Origin of the sequence: Mycetocola tolaasinivorans (assembly GCF_003667565.1) — a bacterium.
Lineage (GTDB): Bacteria > Actinomycetota > Actinomycetes > Actinomycetales > Microbacteriaceae > Mycetocola > Mycetocola tolaasinivorans.
Genome location: NZ_RCUX01000011.1, coordinates 97,766 through 117,938, shown reverse-complemented (window position 1 = coordinate 117,938; position 20,173 = coordinate 97,766). Strand labels below are relative to the sequence as shown.

29 protein-coding genes and 1 tRNA gene are annotated in these 20,173 nt (G+C 63.4%); all 30 read left to right on the top strand.

Annotated elements, in window-relative coordinates:
- Window positions 1–189: hypothetical protein (locus tag D9V32_RS16405; RefSeq protein ID WP_220700714.1), on the top strand; the 189-nt coding region annotated here is incomplete at its 5' end.
- Window positions 186–566: a hypothetical protein gene (locus D9V32_RS13580; RefSeq protein ID WP_121649454.1), complete on the top strand. Its 381-nt coding sequence runs from the start codon at window positions 186–188 to the stop codon at window positions 564–566. The genes D9V32_RS16405 and D9V32_RS13580, both read left to right, overlap by 4 nt.
- A gap of 97 nt (window positions 567–663) precedes the next feature.
- A complete protein-coding gene (locus D9V32_RS13575) occupies window positions 664–903 on the top strand; it encodes a hypothetical protein (RefSeq protein WP_121649453.1) in 240 nt (79 codons plus the stop codon).
- Window positions 900–1,592, top strand: a complete 693-nt coding sequence (locus D9V32_RS13570) for a hypothetical protein (protein WP_121649452.1) — start codon at window positions 900–902, stop codon at window positions 1,590–1,592. The genes D9V32_RS13575 and D9V32_RS13570 overlap by 4 nt, the downstream gene beginning before the upstream one ends.
- Window positions 1,593–1,594: 2 nt before the next feature.
- Window positions 1,595–2,770, top strand: a complete 1,176-nt coding sequence (locus D9V32_RS13565; RefSeq protein WP_121649451.1) for an RtcB family protein — start codon at window positions 1,595–1,597, stop codon at window positions 2,768–2,770.
- Window positions 2,771–3,455: 685 nt separating this feature from the next.
- Window positions 3,456–3,543, top strand: a tRNA-Leu gene (locus D9V32_RS16280).
- Window positions 3,544–3,713: 170 nt separating this feature from the next.
- Window positions 3,714–3,914, top strand: coding sequence for a hypothetical protein (locus tag D9V32_RS13555; RefSeq protein ID WP_121649449.1), 201 nt, complete (start codon window positions 3,714–3,716; stop codon window positions 3,912–3,914).
- Between the two features lie 212 nt (window positions 3,915–4,126).
- On the top strand, window positions 4,127–4,396 hold the full coding sequence (locus tag D9V32_RS13545; protein ID WP_121649447.1) for a hypothetical protein: 270 nt from the start codon (window positions 4,127–4,129) through the stop codon (window positions 4,394–4,396).
- A gap of 4 nt (window positions 4,397–4,400) precedes the next feature.
- The gene (locus D9V32_RS13540) at window positions 4,401–4,610 is read left to right on the top strand and encodes a hypothetical protein (protein WP_121649446.1); all 210 of its coding nucleotides are present in this window, start codon (window positions 4,401–4,403) and stop codon (window positions 4,608–4,610) included.
- A gap of 67 nt (window positions 4,611–4,677) precedes the next feature.
- Window positions 4,678–4,977 carry an HNH endonuclease gene (locus D9V32_RS16685; protein WP_121649445.1) on the top strand — a complete coding sequence of 100 codons (300 nt, stop codon included), beginning with the start codon at window positions 4,678–4,680 and terminating at the stop codon, window positions 4,975–4,977.
- Between the two features lie 118 nt (window positions 4,978–5,095).
- Window positions 5,096–5,338 carry a hypothetical protein gene (locus D9V32_RS13530; protein WP_121649444.1) on the top strand — a complete coding sequence of 81 codons (243 nt, stop codon included), beginning with the start codon at window positions 5,096–5,098 and terminating at the stop codon, window positions 5,336–5,338.
- Window positions 5,292–6,812 carry a terminase gene (locus D9V32_RS13525; protein ID WP_183086323.1) on the top strand — a complete coding sequence of 507 codons (1,521 nt, stop codon included), beginning with the start codon at window positions 5,292–5,294 and terminating at the stop codon, window positions 6,810–6,812. Before D9V32_RS13530 ends, D9V32_RS13525 begins: the two co-directional genes overlap by 47 nt.
- 8 nt (window positions 6,813–6,820) lie before the next feature.
- Window positions 6,821–8,362 (top strand): phage portal protein, encoded by a 1,542-nt coding sequence (locus D9V32_RS13520; RefSeq protein ID WP_147440491.1) that lies wholly within the window; start codon window positions 6,821–6,823, stop codon window positions 8,360–8,362.
- A 12-nt stretch (window positions 8,363–8,374) separates the two neighbouring features.
- Window positions 8,375–9,205, top strand: coding sequence for a VG15 protein (locus D9V32_RS13515; protein ID WP_121649441.1), 831 nt, complete (start codon window positions 8,375–8,377; stop codon window positions 9,203–9,205).
- Window positions 9,206–9,260: 55 nt separating this feature from the next.
- Window positions 9,261–9,740 (top strand): hypothetical protein, encoded by a 480-nt coding sequence (locus tag D9V32_RS13510; RefSeq protein WP_121649440.1) that lies wholly within the window; start codon window positions 9,261–9,263, stop codon window positions 9,738–9,740.
- 22 nt (window positions 9,741–9,762) lie between these two features.
- Window positions 9,763–10,671 carry a phage major capsid protein gene (locus D9V32_RS13505; RefSeq protein WP_121649439.1) on the top strand — a complete coding sequence of 303 codons (909 nt, stop codon included), beginning with the start codon at window positions 9,763–9,765 and terminating at the stop codon, window positions 10,669–10,671.
- Window positions 10,671–10,907 carry a hypothetical protein gene (locus tag D9V32_RS13500; protein ID WP_121649438.1) on the top strand — a complete coding sequence of 79 codons (237 nt, stop codon included), beginning with the start codon at window positions 10,671–10,673 and terminating at the stop codon, window positions 10,905–10,907. Before D9V32_RS13505 ends, D9V32_RS13500 begins: the two co-directional genes overlap by 1 nt.
- Before the next feature lie 48 nt (window positions 10,908–10,955).
- A complete protein-coding gene (locus D9V32_RS13495) occupies window positions 10,956–11,378 on the top strand; it encodes a hypothetical protein (protein WP_121649437.1) in 423 nt (140 codons plus the stop codon).
- Window positions 11,379–11,702: 324 nt separating this feature from the next.
- The gene (locus D9V32_RS13485) at window positions 11,703–11,948 is read left to right on the top strand and encodes a hypothetical protein (protein ID WP_121649435.1); all 246 of its coding nucleotides are present in this window, start codon (window positions 11,703–11,705) and stop codon (window positions 11,946–11,948) included.
- Window positions 11,935–12,315, top strand: coding sequence for a hypothetical protein (locus tag D9V32_RS13480; protein ID WP_121649434.1), 381 nt, complete (start codon window positions 11,935–11,937; stop codon window positions 12,313–12,315). Before D9V32_RS13485 ends, D9V32_RS13480 begins: the two co-directional genes overlap by 14 nt.
- A gap of 68 nt (window positions 12,316–12,383) precedes the next feature.
- Window positions 12,384–12,941, top strand: a complete 558-nt coding sequence (locus D9V32_RS13475) for a phage tail tube protein (protein ID WP_121649433.1) — start codon at window positions 12,384–12,386, stop codon at window positions 12,939–12,941.
- Between the two features lie 87 nt (window positions 12,942–13,028).
- Complete coding sequence (locus tag D9V32_RS13470; RefSeq protein WP_121649432.1) at window positions 13,029–13,340, top strand: hypothetical protein; 312 nt, start codon at window positions 13,029–13,031, stop codon at window positions 13,338–13,340.
- A 176-nt stretch (window positions 13,341–13,516) separates the two neighbouring features.
- Window positions 13,517–13,720, top strand: coding sequence for a hypothetical protein (locus D9V32_RS16105; RefSeq protein ID WP_147440490.1), 204 nt, complete (start codon window positions 13,517–13,519; stop codon window positions 13,718–13,720).
- 53 nt (window positions 13,721–13,773) lie between these two features.
- Window positions 13,774–16,062, top strand: a complete 2,289-nt coding sequence (locus D9V32_RS13460; protein ID WP_121649430.1) for a tape measure protein — start codon at window positions 13,774–13,776, stop codon at window positions 16,060–16,062.
- A complete protein-coding gene (locus D9V32_RS13455) occupies window positions 16,055–16,831 on the top strand; it encodes a phage tail domain-containing protein (RefSeq protein ID WP_121649429.1) in 777 nt (258 codons plus the stop codon). Before D9V32_RS13460 ends, D9V32_RS13455 begins: the two co-directional genes overlap by 8 nt.
- Window positions 16,832–16,833: 2 nt before the next feature.
- Window positions 16,834–17,934, top strand: a complete 1,101-nt coding sequence (locus tag D9V32_RS13450; protein ID WP_183086322.1) for a hypothetical protein — start codon at window positions 16,834–16,836, stop codon at window positions 17,932–17,934.
- Complete coding sequence (locus D9V32_RS13445; RefSeq protein WP_147440488.1) at window positions 17,921–18,580, top strand: hypothetical protein; 660 nt, start codon at window positions 17,921–17,923, stop codon at window positions 18,578–18,580. Before D9V32_RS13450 ends, D9V32_RS13445 begins: the two co-directional genes overlap by 14 nt.
- Before the next feature lie 7 nt (window positions 18,581–18,587).
- Complete coding sequence (locus D9V32_RS13440) at window positions 18,588–19,349, top strand: hypothetical protein (protein ID WP_121649426.1); 762 nt, start codon at window positions 18,588–18,590, stop codon at window positions 19,347–19,349.
- Window positions 19,349–19,780 (top strand): hypothetical protein, encoded by a 432-nt coding sequence (locus D9V32_RS13435; protein WP_121649425.1) that lies wholly within the window; start codon window positions 19,349–19,351, stop codon window positions 19,778–19,780. The genes D9V32_RS13440 and D9V32_RS13435 overlap by 1 nt, the downstream gene beginning before the upstream one ends.
- The gene (locus D9V32_RS13430) at window positions 19,780–20,004 is read left to right on the top strand and encodes a holin (protein WP_121649424.1); all 225 of its coding nucleotides are present in this window, start codon (window positions 19,780–19,782) and stop codon (window positions 20,002–20,004) included. The genes D9V32_RS13435 and D9V32_RS13430 overlap by 1 nt, the downstream gene beginning before the upstream one ends.
- Window positions 20,005–20,173: the final 169 nt, after the last annotated feature.

The window sequence follows — 20,173 nt, the reverse complement described above, 5'->3', positions numbered from 1 at the left end:
GAGGCATATGCCGCCCGAGTCAAAGACGAGCACATCGTCGTGAGGCGTCCGCGCGTGGCCTCTGTCGAATGGTCCCCTGTGTCTCCCGTGCAGGACGGGGAGCGTGTGCAGCGTGTGGCGGATGAGGTTCGTGTGGAGTCCACTCGTGACGTGATCCGCGCCGCCAACAAGGACGGAGGCAAGGCATGAGGCGTTTGTTTAGGCTGCTGGCCGCGTACGTGGATGCTGTCTCGGCGGCGTTCGAGAAGTTCGCGACCGAGGCGAGGGAGAACGCCCGCGGGTATTCGGCAAGCGAGTACCGGCGAGGATTCGAAGACGGATTGCGAAATACACACATTGAGGCCCAAGCGTTGCAGAAGTTCCGCGCCCTGGGCGTGAAGCCGAAGCAAGGCCTGGAATGGGCGCTGATCCTGGCGGCCGCCGGCGCAACCGACGATCTGGTCGGCATCTTCGCCCAGATCACAGCATCCAGGCAAATCCGCCTGCAAGAGATACACCTGCTCCACGACAAGAACATCGAAATCCGGTTCACTGCGACACCACAAGGGGTGAAGAATGGCGACTAGGCCACGTACTCGGGAGCATTTCCCGAAGATGAAACAGCGCGGCCGGTACCGCGCATATCGAGCCCCGAGAACGAACCTGTTCCCGGGGCTCTTACGCATGATCGAAGCCCTCGCAAAAATCGATGCCTCATTCGCCCTTGATCATTGGCAGCAGGTCTTTCTGGCAAGCGCGCTTGAACGTGATCGCCACCAGATTAGCGATTCAATCAACCGATGGGCTGGGCATCCCGAGCAGACCATCCGCGGCGCGGGCGTGTCCGTGGTCTTGATTGATGAAACCCATCTACTGCGCGATGTTGCTGTGCGGCGGCCCTGGTGGAAGTTCTGGGCCCGATGAGCGAGAGACTGTGTGCGCGGGGCTGTGACCGGGACGCGCTCCACGGGTTCCTGATCTGTGACCGGTGCGCCTCAAAGGTGAACCGGGCGCTCACGGAAGCCCCCGGGGTGGTGGAACACCTGCGGTCCCTCAACACCCCGCTGAAAGCCGCCGTGTACGACCGAGAGATCGTGTCCGGCGGCGGGCCGGGATTCGCGCAGGCCCCGATGGATCTCGGCCCGATAGACGCCGCCGACACCATCGTGTCCAGCCTCGTGCACTGGGCACGCCATTTCGGCGACACCCAGGACTACTGGGGCCTGGCCGCGGGCCTCCCGTCATACACGAGCCTCGGCCACGCATACCGCATGACCAAACGCGCCGCCGGCTACCTCATCGCTCACGGCGAGACCATCGCCGCGAGCATCGAAGTCCTCGACTTCATGGATGCTCTGTTCGCCCCGCCCGGCGACACCTGGACCATCGGGAAGGCCGCCTCCGTCTACCCGACCAGAGACAGGCCGCACCGGCACCGGCAGCCCTGTCCGGGCTGTCAGCGCCGCTCCATCGAGGTTGCCCCGCCCGGCGACTTCCACCAAGAAACCAAATACCGATGCCGTTGGGAAACCTGCGGCTGGACGCCACCGTACGACGAGCTCGTGCGGTGGCGTTCCTACTTTCACGGCACCACCACATCGAAGGAGAAATGACCATGGAACAGATCAGCAAGCGGCTCATGAACTGGGCCTCAATCCTCGAGCCCGGCACCCGCGCGCAGGCCGAGACGGCATCGAGTATGCCGTTCATCTTCCCGCACATCGCCCTGATGCCCGATGCTCACCTCGGGAAGGGCGCCACCGTGGGGAGCGTTATCCCGACCGAGGGTGCGATCATCCCTGCCGCGGTGGGGGTGGACATCGGCTGCGGCATGATCGCAGTACGGACCCAGTTCACGGAGAAGGATCTTGCCGGCCTCGACCGTGGCTTGCTGCGGTGGGCGATTGAGGATGCGATCCCGCTCTCTGCCGGCAAGTACAACGAGGTCGAGACCGCGACCGCGCGCGATCGCAACAACGGGCTGCTGCTGGCGGGGTGGCGCACCAACCCTGAGTTCGACCCGGCGAAGTATGCGGCCAACTGGCGGCTGCAGCTCGGGACGCTCGGATCGGGGAACCACTTCATCGAGGTGTCCCTGGACGAGGAGGACCGGGTCTGGCTGTTCCTACACTCGGGATCACGAGGCGTAGGCAACAAGATCGCCCAGCACCACATCAAGGTGGCCCAGGACTACGCGCGCCGAAACTTCATCACCTTGCCCCACCCCGACCTCGCGTACCTGGTGGAGGGCACGCCGGAGTTTGAGCAGTACATCACTGAGCTGCAGTGGGCGCAGGACTTCGCCCTCGCAAACCGCGAGGAAATGATGGACCGCGTCATCGAACAGTTCACCGTTTGGGTTGGTGCCGCGGTGGTCGAACATGAGCGCATCAACTGCCACCACAACTACACCGCCCGCGAACAGCACTTCGGGCGCACGGTGTGGCTGTCCCGAAAGGGCGCGATCGACGCCTCGGAAGGAACGCTCGGCTTGGTGCCCGGGTCGATGGGCACTCGCTCGTACGTGGTCGAAGGCCGAGGGAACAAACTGTCGTTGAACTCGTCGCCGCACGGCGCTGGCCGCGAGTACTCACGCAGCGCCGCCCGCAAGACCTTCACACGCGACCAGCTGCGCGAGGCAATGGCCGGGATCGAGTACCGCGACACCGACGCGTTTATCGATGAGATCCCCGCGGCGTACAAGGACATCGACGTGGTTATGGAGGACTCGAAGGACCTGGTCACGATTCGGCACACCCTGCGGCAGATCGTCAACGTGAAGGGAGACTAATGACCGAACGGGGGCAGGTCCAGGCATGGGCCACCGTCAAGGACGCCGCGGCCATAATCGGCCGAACCCGCAAAACGATCTACGGATGGATCCGCGATGACCGGCTAGAGTGCATCGGCGGTCAGGTATACATGCCTGACGTGGAAGAGCTCTACGCAGTCATGTCTCGCAGGCGGGGGAAGGGCCGCCTGAAAAACAAAGGTGACAAGGGTAACTCTGATGATGTATGATCGACATGTCGAAGAACTATCCCAGGTACCAGAACCTGAATAGTCACACGAAAGGCCGCTCCCTCACCGGAGCGGCCTTTCGTGTTTACGGACTAGGTGCCGGGGTCCTACCTTCCCCCGTTTTGAGGCGGTGGCGCGCGCCGAGAGCACCGACCGCGCTGGGGTAGCTCACCCCGTGGATGTTTCCAAGCATCGAGCTCGCGGCCGCCCCACGAGGCGGCCGCACACTCAGACTTACGGTCATCTCTCGAATGGAAACCGCGCCCCGACTCCCGTCAGCTCGCAAGGGTAGAGGCGGAGAGCGGGCGATCAGCATCAGCCGAGAGAGATGGCCGTAATTGACTACCGATGTTGGGGAACCTTCAGGAGTGCGTGGCGCGCGCTGGTAGGAAACGCCCGGATAGCCCACGTAAGGGCGGGGCCGGGATCGCTGGGGGCGTCCCGGCCCCACAATCGCCTTGCTGGTTGGAATTGGCAGACACGAGGTGCTCAAAACACCTTGCCCGCGAGGGCGTCCGGGTTCGAATCCCGGGCGAGGCACCACGCCCACGGCTCATTCTCTGTCCCATACGGAGAGGGCCGCGGGTATCTCTTGGCATGGTACAAAGTCTCGAAAAACACGGGGCTAGACCATGCATGCGAAAGCCGTACCCGCGTGAAAACGCGAAACCCGGCACCTTTTGTATCACCCCACACGTAAAGGACACCACATCATGGCTGAACTCAGCGCCCAGAGCCGCGAAACCCTGACTGACCACTACAAGGGCCAGATCAGATACGCGGCCAATAACATCACCGAGCACCACCGCGCCATTGAACGCATCGCCGAGCTCGCGGACGACCTGGGCATCTCCGACACCGAGCGGGAAGCCGACTACCAGGCCGCGCTTGCCAAGTACGAGAACCTTGCCTAGCGAGCGGGATTGCGCGGCGTTCCAGGCGGCTATCGAGGCAGCCGCGTTCACCCACCTCGGTGTGCGCCTCACCCAGTATGCGATACCGATGATCGGTCTGGACCAAGGGGGCGACATGGTGCAGGACATCACTGTCCCCAACGACCAGCTAGCCGTGAACACTCTCGGCATGCTGCATTGAGCACAGTTGGCCTTAGAGAAGGGGATCCGCGATGAGTGACACCCCACATCCTATTGAACTCATCTTGAACGCCCGTGCAGCTTCCAGGGCACTCGCGGACCAGGCGAAGAGATGCTACCGCGCGTTCTTCGGCACCCTGGACCGCTATCGGCTGACGGTCGGGCCCATCCAGGACATCGAGCTGTTCCTTACCCAGATGGCCGACGCCCTCGAGGCAACCCTGCCCGAGCCTCTACCCCGCAAGACGGTAACCCTTGGCGACACCACGGGTACCGCAACCATCCACTACCCCAAGGAGTAACCCCATGGCCGAGAACGAGAACATCAACCCTGCCCTTGTCGACCAGATCAACAAGATTGGAGAGGCAGCCGCAAACGACGCAGTGCGGCGTGACGCACGCTTGAACTCGATCGGACGCGGCGTCGCATATGTCCTCGCGGGCCTCATCGCGGCAGCAGCTGGCTCACTGATCGTGTGGGGCATCGTCGCTATCTGGCGCGCAATCCTCGGATAGGGCGAGCCCAGAATAAACCCCACCCCCTCAACAAACCCCCAGGGGGGCAACAAACCCGGGAGGGGCCATGGCAGCATCCCGGACGGGCCTCACCCCACACCTCCGCTTCCGAAGCAAGGTCCTATCACGAGACCGCAAAGCCGGAATCACCAACTGCCCCGAATGCGGAACCCCCCTCGACTACATCACAACCCGACTCCCCAACAGCGCCGAACCCGACCACATCATCCCCATCACGAAAGGCGGCACCAATGACCCAGCAAACGGACGCACCATCTGCCGCCGCTGCAACCAATCCCGAGGCAACCGCGACAAGCCCCGCAAACGAAAAACACCACCAGAAGTCACCGCATCACCAATCTGGTAAGCACACAGCCCCAAACAGGGCACACCAGGGGGCACACCCCTCCCCCCACACCACGCTCGCACCCGCGGCATAGCGAGATATCTCTCCCCGAAGTTTTTTCCACCAAGGAGGTGCTGGCATGGTCGCACGCTCAGTGTCCGTTGCGGCGCGTGAGGGGACCACTCGTGAGCTCTTGGAAGCGACGAGGGATCGGATCGCTCAGGCGGTTGAGGACGAGAAGACGCCGGCGCGTGATTTGGCGGCGCTGACAAAGCGGTTGATGGAGACGGTTCGCGAGATCGAGGCCATTGATGCTCGCGAGGCGGAGGCTGGCAATGGTGAGGAAGTCGCAGACGGGAAGTTCAGCGCCGAAGCTGTCTGATATTGCCCGGCATGTGGTTTTCCCCGAAGGCATCGTTTCGACGGTGTGGCCTCGAGTGGAGGCGAAGTGCGCTGAGTTCGATGTGGAGTTTGATCCTTGGCAAAAGGGTGCCGGGTCGATCGCTCTCGGCAAGACGGCAGACGGTGTCTATGCGGCGACGGTCGGCGGCATTACGTTGTCGATTCCTCGGCAGGTCGGTAAGACGTTCTTTGTCGGCATGATCGTGATTGCCCTCTGTGTGCTTTTCCCCAACATGACGGTTCTTTGGACTGCGCACCGCACACGGACTTCGACCATGACCTTCACGACGATGAAGGGCATGGTTCGCAAGAAGAAGATATGGCCGCATATCAAGGCGATCCGGTCCACCAACGGCGAGCAGGAGATCCAGTTCGTCAACGGCTCGGTCATCATGTTCGGTGCCCGCGAGCAGGGGTTTGGTCGCGGTTTCGACTCGGTTGATATCGAAGTGTTCGACGAGGCTCAGATCCTCACGGAGAAGGCGCTCGAGGATATGGTGCCCGCGGCGAACGCGTCCAAGCATGAGGCTGGCGCGCTGCTGTTTTTCATGGGGACGCCGCCGCGGCCTAATGACCCTGGTGTCGAGTTTACGAACCGGCGCGCGAAAGCGATCGCGGAGAAACCTGACGGCCAGGTTGTTGGGCGCTCGGAGGATTCGGTGTACATCGAGTTCTCTGCAGACGAGGGCGCGAACCCGGACGATCATAAGCAGTGGGCCAAGGCGAACCCGTCGTTTCCGACGCGGACGCCGGTGGCGTCGATGAAGCGTATGCGCGCGAACTTGACCGATGATGATTCGTTCAACCGGGAAGCGCTGGGTATTTGGGACCGGGTCGGTGGCGGTTCTCGGCATATCTCCGCCGCGCGCTGGAAAAAGCTCGCTGTTGATGGGTACCCCACGGATGGGGTTCCGTCCTATGGGGTGGCGTTTTCCGCGGATGGCGACCGGGTGGCGCTTGCTGGCGCGTTCGAGCATGACGGGCCGACACATCTCGAGCTGATCGATGTAACCAACGATGATTCCGAACAGGGGCTCACGGCGCTCGCGGACTGGTTCTGTGAGGACGTGAACGGGATGCCGCGGTGGAAGCGGTCAAAGGCCATCACTATCGGCGGCCAGGCCGGCGCGGCGGTCCTCAAGCAGCTCCTGCAGGATCGCAAGGTGCCGCCGTTCCGAGTGCATATCGTGACTACCCCCCAATATCTGCAGTCCTGCTCGATGCTTGACGAGCTCGCAAAGCAGGGGGACATCTCGCATCGCAACCATGAAGGCCAAGCGGCCCTTGATGCGTCGGTAGCGATCACGAACAAAGACAAACGTGGCGGCTGGACCGCGACGGTGGAAAACGGGGATGAAACGCCCATGGAAGCTATCTCGCTTGCCCTGTGGGGCGCGAAGACGACGAAGCGGAAGCCTCCCGGGGCGGCCGCACGAAAGGCGGTGATCCTTTGATCGGGTCGTTGAACGTTGCACTGGATCATGCGGACGCGAACCTCCTCGGCCGGTTGGTCCAGGTTTGGAACTCGCGTAAGGCGCGGAACCTCGAGCGCACGGTCCGGTTCGACGGGGAAGCGGCGCTCAGGGATTTCGGAATCTCGCTGCCGCCGCAGATGCGGAACATAGGGGCGCTGCTCGGGTGGACGGCCAAGGGCGTCCGTGCCGTCACTGACCGGTCCGAGTTCGACGGGTTCGTTTCACCCAGCGGCGGCGAGGACGCGTTCGGGCTCGATCAAATCCAGTTCGAGAACCGGTTCGCAGTCGAGTTCGGGGCGGCGAAGGTTTCGAGTGCGATCCACGGCACCTCGTTCCTCACCGTGAGCGAGGGCGACACCCAGTCTGGCGAGCCTGAGATTATGATGCTTGCCCGGACCGCTGAAACCTCCGCCGCGATTTGGGATCCGCGACGCCGGGCCCTCGCCGGCTTCCTGTCCGTGATCGACACCAACGACCAGGGGCAGATCACTCGGGGCATCATGTGGACCCCTGAAAAGGTGCTGACGTTCACGAGGCAGCAGCGCGGGTACAAGGTCGAGGGGCGTCCGAATAAGATCGGGCGCACATCGGTTGCGCCGCTCGTGCACGGCTTCAACCTGGGCCGGCCTCTGGGCACCTCTCGGATCACGGGCGCGTCGATGTATTTCAGCGACGCCGCCCTGCGGTCGATCGTTCGCGCCGAAGTTTCGAGCGAGTTCTATTCCGCGCCGGAATACTGGCTGTTCGGCGCAGACGTGTCTCAGTTCGCCGGCGGCGACCGTTGGAACGCGATCATGGGCCGGATCAAGGCCCTCGATGTAGACCCGGCGGATCCGAAGTCGCCGCAGCTGCACCGCTTTACCGGTGCCTCGCCGCAGCCTCACACCGAGCAGCTGCGGATGTGGCAGAGCCTCTTTGCCGATGACCAGGACCTGGAAGTGCAGTTCGCTGATTCGTCCAACCCGTCGTCGGCTGACGCCATTTTCGCGGCGAAGGAATCGCTAATCACGAAAACTCGAGACGGAAACAAAATGTGGGGCTTCGGCGCGGTCCAGGCCATGCAGTTCAGTGTGATGCTGCGTGATGGGCTCACCGAGGTGCCGTCGGAGATGATGCGCCTTTCGGCCCAATTCACAGACCCAGCGATCGTGTCACCGACCGCGCGAGCGGATGCTTACGTGAAGCTGTCCTCGGTGGATCCTGCGTTTGCTGCGTCACGGGTCGGTCGGCAGTATGCGGGCCTCACCTCGGAGCAGATCACGCTCCTCGAGGCTGAGCAGCGCCGTCTCGCTTCCGCGCAGCTCACCGAGGCCCTGCGCACCGCAGGGCCGAACGCTCCCACCGAGGCCGGGGCATCTGCAGGTGAAGACGAGCTGAACCAGGCCAACATCCTCAAGGCTAAGGCGGACGCGCTCGGCGTCCTTCGCCGTGCGGGGGTCGAGGCCGACGAAGCCGCAAACCGTGTAGGGCTCCCGGGGTTGAAGTTTATCCCCGGCTCGCCGATCACGATCAAGCAGAGCGACGACTAGGAGGTCATCCGTATGGCGGTTCCAGACTGGGTGAAGCTGGAGCAGCATCGGCAAGACCTCTGGCATCTGTCGAACCGCGCCCGACGCGACCTTCGCGGGTTCCTGTACCAGGTCCGTGATCTTCCGGTCGCCGAGGTTCGGGATCTTCTCACCGAGGTGATCCCGGACCTCGCCGGTCCTTACCTGACCAGCTCAGGGGACCTTGCCGCGACCTGGTACGAGGATCTGCGGCAGGCGGTGTCTGCGCGTGGCACATTCCATGTGCAGGGGCAGACGGTGGGCGTCCAGCGTTCGCAATCGAACGCGGTGGCGCGGTGGGCAGTCGCCCCGCTCATAGACGGGGACACCGATGGTGTTCTCTCCCGGCTGGGCGGTGCCGTCCAGCGGATGATCTTCGATTCGGCGCGCGGCGTCATCGAGGGCAACACGCGGCGGGACCCGGTGCGTGTGGGATTCCAGCGGATGGCGCGCCCCGGGTGCTGCGCTTTCTGCGGGATGCTGGCCTCCCGCGGCGCGGTGTACCGGACCGAAGGATCGGCCGGGGGCGTCGTCGGCCGAGGATCAACCCGCACCGGGATTGACGCATCCGGCCGCCGCCTCGCCGGCGGGGTCGGTGGCGGGATCAAAGCCCGTGGATCTGCCGAACTCGATCACAAGTATCACGATGACTGCCGCTGCATTGTCATGCCGGTATTCGTCGGCACCGAGCTCGCCAGCATCGCCGCAGCCGAGGCCGAACAATTCGACCAGGCATATCAGGATTCGCGTGAGGTCCGCCGCGATGGCGCGGTGGATGTCAAAGCGACGTTGGCGCAGTGGCGCAAAGACCACGACGTCAAGTAACCAGTTTCCCCACACCGTGGGGTGCCCGCATGGGCATTTATCAAGGGAGGGCCGCATGGCCGAAGAGGTAGCTCCGCAGGGGGCAGAAGTCACGGCGGAAACGGAAACCGACTGGAAGGCAGAAGCCCGAAAGTGGGAGAAGTTCGCCAAGGAGAACAAGGCTCGAGCCGAAGCTAACGAAGATGCTGCACAGCGTCTGGGTGCGCTCGAGGAAGCTCAGAAGAGCGCCGAGCAGAAGCAGCAGGAAGCACTCGCGGCCGCTCAGGCCCGGGTGCTCGAACTCGAGTCCAAGGATCTGCGCGCCACCGTGGCCGCCGAGAAGTCGGACCCGTCGAAGGGAATTCATGTTCCCGCGGCGCTGCTTGCCGGTACCACTCGGGAGGAGCTCGAAGCCTCCGCGGATGCGCTGATCGCTTTCCGCGGTGAAGTTCCCGAACCCAAGATGATCGTCGCCGACGAGGGCAAGGCCCCGGCCTTGGCGCTGAATGGCGATGGCATCGAGGCAGCTATCAAACAGGCACTGGGCATCAATTGATGCCGGAAAAGGAGTAACAACCATGGCTCAGACCAAGCCCACCACCACCGGCGATTTCGCCGGGTTCATTCAGCCCGACCAGGCCGGCGATATCTTCGCCGAGGTTCGTCGCGGCTCGGTCGCGCAGCAGCTCGCCCGACAGATCCCTGTCGGAGCGAACGGCGTCGCGATCCCCTACACCACCTCCAAGCCCAAGGCGGGCTGGGTGGCTGAGGGCGCTAAGAAGCCCACCACCAGCGGCGGTAAGGCACTGCGCACCATCAAGCCGCACAAGCTCGCCGCGATCACCGTGGTCTCCGCCGAGACCGTGCGAGCCAACCCGGGCGGTTACATCACCGACCTGTACGCCGACCTTGCCGAGGCGTTCGCGATCGCATTCGACGCGGCCGCGCTCCACGGCACCGACAGCCCGTTCGGGGCAGGGAACTACCTCGCGGCAACCACCAAGGCGGTCACTCTCGGCACCGCGGCCGCAACCAAGGGCGGCCTGCACGCAGACCTGAACGCCGGTCTGTCGCTGCTCGTTGCGGACAAGAAGAAGCTGACCGGCTTCGCCTTTGACTCGGTGGCCGAGCCGCTGTTCAACGACGCCGTGGATGCTAACGGCCGTCCGCTGTTCATCGACTCGCCCCTGACCGAGACCTCCGCGATCGCTCGCGGTGGCCGGGTACTGGGCCGCCAGGCGTTCCTCGGCGATGGCGTCGGCCTGGACCCGGTTGTCGGGTTCGGTGGCGACTGGACCAAGGCCGTGTGGGGAGTCGTCGGTGGTATCACCTACGACGTTTCCACCCAGGCCGCCGTGACCATCGACGGCCAGCTGGTCTCGCTGTTCGAAAACAACCTGGTCGCGATCCGCGCCGAGGCCGAGTACGGCTGGGATGTCGCCGACGTGGCATCCTTCGTGAAGTACAACGACGCGGCGGGTGCCTAATGGTCGCGCTCGTGTCCCCGGCGGGCACTGAGGTCGAGGCCGAGGGCGACTTCCTCAAGCGGCTGCTCGCCAAGGGCTGGAAGGAGCCCGGCCAGCCGGAGCCGGACGACGGCCCCTCGGAGGAAGGCGGCTCCGCCGAGGCCGACCCTGCAGTCGAGGGCGATCCCGCTCCCGAAGAGCCCGGCCAGCCGGAGCCGGCCAAGCGCAAGCCGGGACGCCCGCGCAAGAGCGACTAAACGCAGGCGGGGCCGGTCTCCCGGCCCCGCCTCAGCGGAAGGGGAAACATGTCTTGGGCACAGCCTGACGACGTAACAGGCTCCTGGATCGGTGAGGGTGCACCGGACGACGACGCGCTGATTCAAATCTGGATCAGCCGTGCCGAGCGCGCTATCCGGTTCCGGGTGCCGGACCTGCAAGAACGCATCGATCGGGAAGCCGAGCTCACGCCACCACTCACCGACTTGCTGGAAACAGCGAAAGACGTTGTGGTGTCGATGGTCACCCGGGTTTTCCGAAATCCCACCGGCACCCGTCAACGCAACACCACCACCGGCCCTTTTACGGAGTCGGAAACATATGGCGGGGATGTCCCCGGGAGTTTGGAACCCACTGCAAGCGAGCTTGCAAGCCTGCAGGGCGTGCGCGGCGGGGCGTTCTCGATTGATCTGATCCCGAAGTCCTCACCGTTCTATGTGGGGCCTGCGTGAGCCGCCGCGTTTCGGAGTACGTGCTCTGGGAGCAGTTCAAGCAGGCCGGCACGGATCCGCACGGCGAACCCATTGGCGAGTATCTTCCCCCGCAGAGGTTGGGGATTTACGCGCTCGATGAAGGCTCGTCGTCGGAACCTCGGATGCCTGGCCATGACCGGGTAATCGTGGAGCCAACGATCTACTTTCCGATGGGTAAAGAGCCCGGTCATCGAGACCGGATAACCGCCCGGGGGAAGGTCTATGAGGTCGAGGGAGAGACCAGGAACTGGCCTCACCCCAACCAGGGGCCGAAGGGTGCCGTTATCAGTGTGAGGAGGGTTGATGGCTAACGCGAAAGTGAAGCTCAACCTCAGAGGCATCAACCAGTTGATGACCTCGCGCGAGGCTACTTCGGCCGTGGTTCGCGCGGCCAAGCGCATCCAGCAGAACGCCGGTCCTGATTTCGAGGTGAACGTGGTGCCACACCGGTACACCGCGCGAGCCTACGTGCGGCCGGCGAACATCGAGGGAGCCGTTGCAGAGGCCAAGGACAAGAAGCTGACGAGGGCCGTTCATGGGGCGCGTTGAGTTTCCTGATTCCGAGGTGATGGTTACCGATTTCCTCAAGACCCGTGTCGAGGGTGATGCAGCGGCGTTCGTGCCGAAGGTCATCCCGCCACGGTTCATTCAGATCATGCGGGTAGGGGGCGCGGCTGACAACCGTGCTGTCGAAACCGTGTCGATCTCCTGGACCGCATGGGGAAAGTCCAAGGCGGATGCGTCCGCGGCTGCGCAGAAGCTGCGCAGCGTCTTTCTCAACGACTATTCGGCCATGCCTCTCGTGCGTGGCCTGACTGAGGTCACTGGCCCGTACTTCGACCCTGACCCCGATACAGGCCGCGCCCGATACTCCGGGCAGGTCTCGCTTCGGGTGCGAGGGAAACGCATCATCTAACCATTCATGCCTCACCCTCGGGTGGGGCTTTTTCTATGCCCAAAACCGGGCAGAAAAGGGGGTGAGCCATGACGGTGAACGCTGACCTGGCTCGTATTTTTGGCGGCGCGGATGCTGTGTATCTCGCGCCCATCGGCACGACCGTGCCCACCACCATCAGCGCGCCCGTTGGGGCGGTGTTTGAGGACGTGGGTTGGCTGCACTCGGACGGCATCACGGAGACCCTGACCGGGTCCAAGAGCGAGATTCGAGGGCACCAGAAGAACGGTGTCGTGCGCTCGCGCATCGAGTCGCCTGGAACTCAGGTGAAGTTCGTCGCGCTCGAGGACAAGGCCCAGACCCGTGAACTTCGGTATGACGTGGTCTCCGCCGCCTCGACTTCCGGCGTGCGCAAGGAGGTGCGCGGGCCCGGCCAGAAGGTCAGCCCGCGCGTGTGCGTGATCGACAAGTTCGATACCGACGACGAGACCGTGAAGGAACGCACCATCATCCCCCGTCTGGAAATCGTTCCAGACGGTGACCGGGTGTACTCCAACGCGGACATCTCCGGGTTCGGGATGCTCGGCGAGATCATCGGCGAGTACACCGTGTTTTCGACCGACCTGGAAACTCCGGCCGGTTCGTAACGACTGGCGGGTGGGGTGTTTTCGGCTCCGCCCCACCTGCCTCATTTTTCAGAGCCGACACAGTTTTCAGAGCCGAAGGAGTAGGGAATGGCTGATATCAAGAAGCCGCAGGATCGCAAGAAGAAGCTCGAGGTCGTGGACGGTCACTACAAGGTCACCGTGCAGGGCATCGAGGTTACCGTCGCGAAGGACGCGCTGGACGACTTCGAGCTGTTGGATGATCTGGCGCGCATCGAGAACAATGACGCACAGCGAATCCCCGGCGTGCTGCGCCGCCTCGTGGGTGACGACTTTTCAAAGGTCATGAACGGCCTTCGAGGCGAGAACGGACGCGTGGGCCTCGAGAGCGGTACGCAGTTCATCCGAGATCTGCTTGACGCTCTCTCCCCAAACTCCTAATCCTCAGCGAGGCGCTGCAACACCATCGCGGCGCTGTAGCCGCCTCGCTGAGGGCTGAATACGGGGTGAGCCTGTCGGAGTGCCTGGCGGGCCGCGGCGTGAGCGTGGGCGAGCTTGCAGACCTGCTTGTGTGGCTCCCGCCGGGGTCGGCGTTCTGGCGGTCCGTGGGCGGTCCGATGGCGCTTTCTGAGGCGAGCCAAGCGGGACGGTTGGTGTCGCACACGCTGACCATGATCGCGTGGAGCGAGGGCGGGCGCAAGGGCCCGAAGCCCGAGGAGATCCCCGCGCCGCCGTACGCGCATGAGAAGCGGGCAGAGCGCGAGCAGGCCGACCGTCAGGCGGCCGCGCACAAGCGCCGGCAAGCCAACCGTAAAAACTAACCAAGGAACCCCGCCTGAATGCCAGGCGGGGTTTCCGCATTCCGGGGGGAAGCATGGCGGGAATTGAAATTGCGAATGCCTACGTCGCGCTGACAACCAAGATGCCCGGGGTCCAGAAGGACATCGAGCAGGCGGTTGGCGGGCCGGAAGTGCAGAAGTCCACCGAGAAGGTGGGTAAGTCGCTCGGGGCAAAGCTGACCGGCGCGATGGGTGGCGTCGTGAAGACCGGCGCAACCGCTATCGGTGCCGTGGCCGCGGGGTTGGCCGGAACCGCGATCGCTAAGGGCCTCGGGCGTCTCGGAGCAATCGAGAACGCGACCGCGAAACTCAAGGGCCTCGGTAACGAGGGTGACTCCGTCAAGGAGATCATGAAAAATGCCCTCGCCTCGGTGAAAGGCACCGCTTTCGGGCTTGGCGACGCGGCGACCACCGCGGCGCAGCTCGTGGCCGCGCAGATCAAGCCTGGCAAGCAGCTCGAGGGTGTTCTGAAATCGGTCGCCAACTCGGCGTCGGCTGCGGGCGTGGGCTTGGACGAGATGGGTTCCATCTACGGCAAGGTCGCATCGCTGGGTAAGGCCCAGAACGACGTGCTCTCGCAGGTCGCAGATCGAGGCTTGCCGATCTATCAGGAGCTCGCGAACAAATTCGGTACTACCACGGAGCAGGTCTTCAAGATGGCCACGGCCAGCAAGATCGGGTTCGCCGACTTCGAAGAAGCGATGACAGCCGCCGCAGGCACCGTCGCCAAGGAAATGGGTACCACGCTCGAAGGATCGATGGATAACTTCGGGTCGGCCCTGGGGCGCATCGGAGCCGGCGTAATGGGTGGGGCCTTCCCCCTCATCGCACCGCTGCTGCAGGCAATCACAGCCGCGATGGGGCCGATCGAAGCCAAGGCCGCCCAGCTGGGCGAATCACTCGGAAAGCTACTGACCCCAAAGGTCGAGGCGCTGGCCGGGAAGCTTAACGCCTTCGCGGAATCCGGCGGGAAAACCAAGACGAACTTCTCTGGGATGAGCGGGGTTCTTGGCCCTCTCGTCGGAGCCTTTGCTGCCCTTGCAGCCGGTGGCCTTGCCGGGCTGATCGCGCAAATCCCGGTTGTTGGCGCGCTGGCCGGTCCGCTGGCCGCGCTGGCGAGCCCTATCGGGGTCATCGTCGGCGCGATTGGCGGGCTCATTGCCGTATCGCAGCCGCTGCGCGATGCTCTCGGCGAGATCGGCGGGCTTTTCAGGCTCGCATTCGAGGATGCTGGGGCGAAGCTGCAGCCAGTCATCTCACAACTGGTCGAGGTGCTGTCTCAGCTCGCGCAGATGGCCGGTGCGGTTCTCGCGCAGGCTCTTTTGGAGCTCGCGCCGCTGATCCTGCCGCTGATCTCGATGTTCGCTCAGTTCGCGGCTGACGTGCTACCGCTGCTAATCCCGGTGATCTTGCAGGTGGCGGCGGTGGTCTGGAATCTGATCCAGGCCCTGCTGCCGGCGGCCGGAGCAATCCTGGAAGCGCTGATGCCTGCGATCCAGGAACTCCTGCCAGCCGTCGTTCGACTGATCGAGGGGCTGCTGCCGCTGCTCGACGCGGTCCTGGTCCCTCTGATCGGACTCATAACTACGCTTCTTCCGGTGATTCTGCCGCTAGTCGACGTTTTCCTCGAGCTGTTGCCGCCGATCATGTCGCTCCTTTCTCCGCTGCTTGAGCTGATCGGGGTCATCTTGCCGCCACTGACAGTGCTCCTGTCGGTCTTGGCGAACATCATCTCGGGTGGGCTGCAGGTCGCCTTCGCGATTCTGATTCCGCTGATCGAGGCGCTCGTCGGGACGATCAGCAATCTACTCATGCCGATCATCGAAATGCTCCAAGGCTATTGGCAAGGTCTGATCGATTTCCTCACCGGCGTCTTCACGGGCGACTGGGAGAAAGCCTGGGACGGGATTGTCCAAATCTTCACCAGCATCTGGGACGGAATCGTCGGGATCGCGAAGGGCGTATTGAACAACGTAATCGAGATCATCAACGGCATGATCGGCGGCATCAACAACGTCTCCGGGCTGCTGTCCGGGATCACGGGCGGCGCAATCAGCCTCGAGATTCCGAAGATTCCAAAGCTGGCAGCCGGCGCGATCGTGCCCGCGCAGCCCGGCGGCATTCTGGCGAACATCGGCGAAGGCCGACACGACGAGGTCGTGCTGCCTCTGAACGATCGCTTTTACGACTCGCTGGGCGGCCGACAGGAGGCCCCGCGACGCGAAGGCGACCAGATCACTGTGTACGCGCCAGAGGGCATGAGCGCGACCGGTTTCGCGAAGGCGTTCGCGGCCGAGAACGAGTGGAGGGGGCGCGGTGAATAGCGTTTCAATCGGGCTTCCCGGCCAGCTCCCGGCCGTCACCTTTCGGTTTGGCGGTCTGGTGTTTGGGGACGATCGCGGACTCGTGATCGCCCCCAATGACGGGTTCAAGGGCTGGTGGGACGGAGGGGCGTTCCGGTCTGAGCGTTCCACCCGTCCGCTGGGTCATGGATCATTCGATGCTCCGGGGTTCATGGAGGCGCGGGTCGTGTCGATCTCTGGCGCGATCCTCGCTCGGGACCCGGAGGATTTCGAGCAGCTGCGCACCGAGCTCATGTCCGTGCTGAACGACGGCGAGCTTGGACGGATCATCGTCGAATACGAGGGCAAAACCTTGTGGGCCGACTGCCGGCTGGTATCTGCTCGCGCCTCACAGAACAGCCAGGACGAGTCATCCGGGGATTTCCTGATCCAGATCGAGTGCCCGGATCCGAGGAAGTACGGCGAGACCCGGTCTTTCGATGGGGTAACACCGGCTTTCCATCGGGGGAATGCGCCTGCATGGCCTCAGTTCACGGTTCGCGGGTCTACCCCTGGCGGGTACACCATCACTGGCCCGGGCGGCCGGAGGTTCGTGGTGACGGCTGCTCTGACTTCGAGTCAGGTGCACACCATCGACATGTCGACGGGAATCCTGCGAATCAATGGGGCCATCGTGTACGGCGGCACCGGACGCGCTGACCTGTGGAGCATCCCTGGTGGCGCTCGAGTGTCGCATCAAATCAGCGCTGGCGGGTCTTTGGTGACCACTGTCGTGGACACGGAGGTGTGATCGTGTGGACGTACAAAATCGTTGAGCATTCGTCGATGCGTCCGATCGCACGGGTCGAGCCGAAGGCCGCGAGTTTCACCAGGATCCTGAATGCGGTTTCCACGGGAGGCGCGACTTTCAACGTGAGAGACGGGCACGACTGGCTTCGCCTCACCGCGGTCTGGGCGATGATCTTCGTGGCTGAGTGGGACGGCGTTCCGCAGTATGCGGGATACGTGATCGACTCCCGATATTCGAAGACCAAGGGTGAAATCACGATCAAGACCGAGTGCGTGCGCACGGTCTTCGCCCGCCGGCTTCCTTTTGCCGTGATCGGTACCGGGTCGGTGCCGGAGTATCCCGACGGCACTTTGAAGGTCGATCGTAAGACGTGGCCGGCGGCGGTGCGTGAGATCCTCCGCCGCCAAGCGCAGGGCGGCGACCCAGAACGCTGGAACCTACCGCTCGTGCTACCCGCGGACGCGACAGGCGGGGTGTCCCGCACCTTTTGGAATTACGAATTTTGGACCATCGAGCAGATGCTGTCCGAGCTTCAAAATGCTGAGGGCGGCCCCGATCTGGACTTCGACCCGCGATGGTCCACCGCCGGCACCCTGGAATGGGTCGTACGGGTGGGCTCGCCGCGGCTGTCTCGAGGCCGCGTTGATTGGCATGTGGATGCGTCCCGGTCGGCGGTCACCGATTTCGATGCCGCGTGGAATGGTCAGAAGTCCTTTTCTGGCGTGCACACGATCGGTAAGGGGTCGGAGAAGAAGATGCCGGTCGGTAAGGCCGGCGCACCGATCATGCCCGGAGGCACGGTTTTCTTGGACGGGGCGCACCCGTACAAGGAAATCAGCAACCTTGCGCAGCTGAATGCGCAGGCCCGCTCTGATGCGGCCGCTTTCGGTCAGATCACTCAGCAGTGGTCTTTCAAGGTGGAAGGGTCGGGCGACCGAGGCTTGCCGGCGATCGGGGATATCTCACTGGGGTTGGCCGCGGCGCTGACTTTCTCGAGCGACCCGATCTTCGGGCCCTCGACCCATCTACGGTATGTCATCAGCTACTCGTGTGACATGACCAATATCGCATCGGTGGAGGTGCAAGACATTGGCCCGAATTGACAATCTAAAACATGGCGGGTCGACCATGCCGCACCAGGTGCGCCGGCTGAACGCAGCCGCGCCGATCGGGTACAGCTCGGTTTCTGATGGGGCGCTCGAGATCCTTTCCGACGAAGGTCTCATCGTTCGCGGTTCGCAGTACGTCTCGGGACTTTTCCGAGGCGATGGGACCTTCGATTGGTCCGGCCCGATGAAGTTCGCCGGCGACGTTTCGGTGACGAAAACACTGGACGTGACCGCGGCCGCGCGTTTTCGTGACGACGTGTCAATCGAGAAGAAACTCGACGTGACCGCCGAGACCCGGCTACGAGCGAAGACCACGGTGGAAGCCGACCTTGACGTGGTCTTGGGCGGGAAAATCAACGTCGGCACCCGACTCGCGCTGGATCCCGGGACGAATGCTGGTGCGGTGGTTTTCTCGAACACCTCGAAGCTGATCTCGGACGGAACCACGCTGGTGCTTTTCAACAACAACGGCTTTATCTCACTCACGTCGACCGCGGTTCTGATCACCTTCGGTTCCCACCGAGTCGAGCTTGACGCGTCTGGGGTGCGAATGCCGAGTCTACCGGCCGCGGGCACGGGGGCTAACGCCGCGACCGCTATCGGAGTGACCTCAAACGGTTATGTCCGGCGAATGACTTAGGAGAGACATGAACGCAAGATTTGAACCGAAGACCCTTGATGGTCTCGCGGCCGCGCGAAGGCTGCGCGATACGGGCAAGGTAACGCCTGGCTGGTGTCTGCAAGTCACGTGGCAGGCTTTCGGGTCGCCGCGATCGGATCAGAAGCATGACGCGTACCCGTGGGCTACCGACGCGCGTAAGGGCGCTCAGGAAGAAGGCGCACTGACCCGGGGCCGGCTGGAAGATGCACCGCCGGGCGCGGTCCTGTACTGGTCTGGCGTCTGGGGAACCTGGCTGCGCGACGGTAAGCGCATTTGGGGCGATGCCGGACACGTCGCGATCGTGACCGCCGACCGGAAGATCGCCACAATCGATCTTCCCAAGCGCGGCGGCACGGGCGCAGTCACGCCAGCGGAGTTCCGCGAGGCCTGGCGTCACCTCGTATTTGAGGGTTGGGCCATCGGCCCGGGGGCTTTCCTCGGGCACACAGTAATCGGGGAGCAGCCGGTCACGCCGGAATCGGCAAAGCCTGCCGCCCCAAAACCGAACTTTCAGGGGGAAACCATGGCGAAGATCATTCGCGAAGAAGGTAAGAACGGCCGCGTCGCACTCATCACCGAGCTCGGCGCACGAGTGTACGGAGACACCGCTGGACGGGATTTCTCGATCGGGCTGAACATCGAGCTTTTCGGAGAACACCCGAAGCCTCTCACTCGCGACCAGTTCGATACCGCGGTGCGTGAGGCCGAAAACCGGGGCCGCGACTACCTGGCTGCCGCCCGTAGCTAATGCCGGATTGGGTACCCGAATGGTTGCAGGCGCTCACCCTCGGTGAGATCGCATTGTGGGCCGTCGCAGTAGCGGCGGCCCTCACCGGTTTACGAAAGGTATGGCCGTCAGTGAAGGCTTTTGGGGTTTTCGTGAGCGCTCTGTCTGAGCTCCCGCAGTTCATGGCAGACACCAGAGCACACGCAGCAACCACTACGGCCACCCTGGCAGCCGTGAAGCATGAAGTGCTTCCGAACCATGGCGGATCACTGCGTGATGTGGTGGACCGTGGGGAGGCTGTCACGGGCGGCATCGTGAGTGACGTTGCCGAGCTCAAAGCCGAGGTGAAGACGCTGAGCGAAAAACTCGGAAAAGATCACACACGCCTCGCAGTTTTGGAAGAACGAACCCAGCCGCGCGACGCGCAGGGCCGGTTCACGAAGGGGGAGTAATGGATTACCTGACTAAGGACTTTTGGATTTACGCCGGCGAGCGCGCGATCAAGACGTTCGCCCAGACCGCTGTTGCGGTCATCGGTACCGGTGCGATCGGCATCATCGACGTGGACTGGGCAGGGGTCGTGTCGGCATCTACTCTCGCAGGTGTGGTGTCGCTCCTGACTAGTGTTTACTCGCACGAGCGCACGCCGGGAAAGCGCGCACAGGGCGGTAGCTGATGGCGATCTATACGGGACGCCTGACGGACCCCGCCTGGCGTTCTCTTCAGTCTCGCTCGGTCGAGGTAATTATCACCTTGGAGAAGTTCACGGGTGGCATCTCTGAGGACCGTCTCTTCGCGACGAGAGAGGTCCGGACCACACCTGACGCGGACGGTTTTTTCAGCGT

Coding starts and splice junctions, on each gene's coding strand:
- D9V32_RS13470 (WP_121649432.1), top strand. CDS start 13,029: ATGGCTGATATCAAGAAGCCGCAGGATCGCAAGAAGAAGCTCGAGGTC.
- D9V32_RS13495 (WP_121649437.1), top strand. CDS start 10,956: ATGTCTTGGGCACAGCCTGACGACGTAACAGGCTCCTGGATCGGTGAG.
- D9V32_RS16105 (WP_147440490.1), top strand. CDS start 13,517: ATGGCGCTTTCTGAGGCGAGCCAAGCGGGACGGTTGGTGTCGCACACG.
- D9V32_RS13530 (WP_121649444.1), top strand. CDS start 5,096: ATGGTCGCACGCTCAGTGTCCGTTGCGGCGCGTGAGGGGACCACTCGT.
- D9V32_RS13555 (WP_121649449.1), top strand. CDS start 3,714: ATGGCTGAACTCAGCGCCCAGAGCCGCGAAACCCTGACTGACCACTAC.
- D9V32_RS13430 (WP_121649424.1), top strand. CDS start 19,780: ATGGATTACCTGACTAAGGACTTTTGGATTTACGCCGGCGAGCGCGCG.
- D9V32_RS16685 (WP_121649445.1), top strand. CDS start 4,678: ATGGCAGCATCCCGGACGGGCCTCACCCCACACCTCCGCTTCCGAAGC.
- D9V32_RS13525 (WP_183086323.1), top strand. CDS start 5,292: ATGGTGAGGAAGTCGCAGACGGGAAGTTCAGCGCCGAAGCTGTCTGAT.
- D9V32_RS13575 (WP_121649453.1), top strand. CDS start 664: ATGATCGAAGCCCTCGCAAAAATCGATGCCTCATTCGCCCTTGATCAT.
- D9V32_RS13505 (WP_121649439.1), top strand. CDS start 9,763: ATGGCTCAGACCAAGCCCACCACCACCGGCGATTTCGCCGGGTTCATT.
- D9V32_RS13565 (WP_121649451.1), top strand. CDS start 1,595: ATGGAACAGATCAGCAAGCGGCTCATGAACTGGGCCTCAATCCTCGAG.
- D9V32_RS13485 (WP_121649435.1), top strand. CDS start 11,703: ATGGCTAACGCGAAAGTGAAGCTCAACCTCAGAGGCATCAACCAGTTG.
- D9V32_RS13435 (WP_121649425.1), top strand. CDS start 19,349: ATGCCGGATTGGGTACCCGAATGGTTGCAGGCGCTCACCCTCGGTGAG.
- D9V32_RS13440 (WP_121649426.1), top strand. CDS start 18,588: ATGAACGCAAGATTTGAACCGAAGACCCTTGATGGTCTCGCGGCCGCG.
- D9V32_RS13545 (WP_121649447.1), top strand. CDS start 4,127: ATGAGTGACACCCCACATCCTATTGAACTCATCTTGAACGCCCGTGCA.
- D9V32_RS13580 (WP_121649454.1), top strand. CDS start 186: ATGAGGCGTTTGTTTAGGCTGCTGGCCGCGTACGTGGATGCTGTCTCG.
- D9V32_RS13510 (WP_121649440.1), top strand. CDS start 9,261: ATGGCCGAAGAGGTAGCTCCGCAGGGGGCAGAAGTCACGGCGGAAACG.
- D9V32_RS13570 (WP_121649452.1), top strand. CDS start 900: ATGAGCGAGAGACTGTGTGCGCGGGGCTGTGACCGGGACGCGCTCCAC.
- D9V32_RS13475 (WP_121649433.1), top strand. CDS start 12,384: ATGACGGTGAACGCTGACCTGGCTCGTATTTTTGGCGGCGCGGATGCT.
- D9V32_RS13460 (WP_121649430.1), top strand. CDS start 13,774: ATGGCGGGAATTGAAATTGCGAATGCCTACGTCGCGCTGACAACCAAG.
- D9V32_RS13500 (WP_121649438.1), top strand. CDS start 10,671: ATGGTCGCGCTCGTGTCCCCGGCGGGCACTGAGGTCGAGGCCGAGGGC.
- D9V32_RS13480 (WP_121649434.1), top strand. CDS start 11,935: ATGGGGCGCGTTGAGTTTCCTGATTCCGAGGTGATGGTTACCGATTTC.
- D9V32_RS13515 (WP_121649441.1), top strand. CDS start 8,375: ATGGCGGTTCCAGACTGGGTGAAGCTGGAGCAGCATCGGCAAGACCTC.
- D9V32_RS13540 (WP_121649446.1), top strand. CDS start 4,401: ATGGCCGAGAACGAGAACATCAACCCTGCCCTTGTCGACCAGATCAAC.